The organism is Actinomadura sp. BRA 177, from assembly GCF_013372625.1.
Lineage (GTDB): Bacteria > Actinomycetota > Actinomycetes > Streptosporangiales > Streptosporangiaceae > Spirillospora.
The window spans coordinates 1-591 of the sequence record NZ_JABXFD010000048.1 but is presented as its reverse complement, the minus strand read 5'-3'; the positions used below and the strand labels follow the sequence as shown (position 1 = coordinate 591).

The following is a 591-nucleotide window of genomic DNA, read 5'->3' as shown; positions in this document are numbered from 1 at the left end:
GGGTTGTGGTGTCGTGTGTGAGTGGGTTTGTGTTTGAGGGTTGCGGCGACCTCCCAGGTCCACCCTATCCGCTTCGTCGGAGGCGTCAGATGTGGATAAGGGACGGTCCTCGGCTACGGCGCCGACCGGGCGCTGCGCGACGGACGCGCCGACGCCGCCCTGCTGTACACGCCGCGGCAGGACGCCACCGGGCTGGCCACCGAGCCGCTGCTGGAGGAGCCGCAGGTCGCCGTCCTGCCGGCGAGCCACCGGCTGGCCGGGCGCGCCGAGGTGTCGATGGCGGACCTGGACGGCGAGACCCTGCCGCGCGCCCTGGAGCGTCCCGGCGGCCCGGTGGTCGGCGACGGCGGGCAGCTGATGCAGCTGATCGCGCTGGGCCGGGCGGCGGCGGTGCTGCCGGCGTCGATGCGGGGGCTGCTGCGCGACGACCTGGTCGCGATACCGGTCACCGACGCGGCCCCGACCACGCTGGTGCTGGCGTGGCCGGAGGCGTCCCGGTCGCGGGCGCTGGCGGCGTTCGTGCGCTCCACGGTCCGTCACTTATTCCCATCCGACGCTGCCGACGAAGCAGCAAGGTATGATCCCCGTGGT

Annotated in this window: 1 protein-coding gene; it reads left to right on the top strand. The window is 73.6% G+C overall.

Annotated elements, in window-relative coordinates:
* Positions 1-132: 132 nt before the first annotated feature.
* On the top strand, positions 133-591 hold a 459-nt coding region (locus tag HUX53_RS00215; RefSeq protein WP_255204774.1), incomplete at its 3' end, for a LysR substrate-binding domain-containing protein.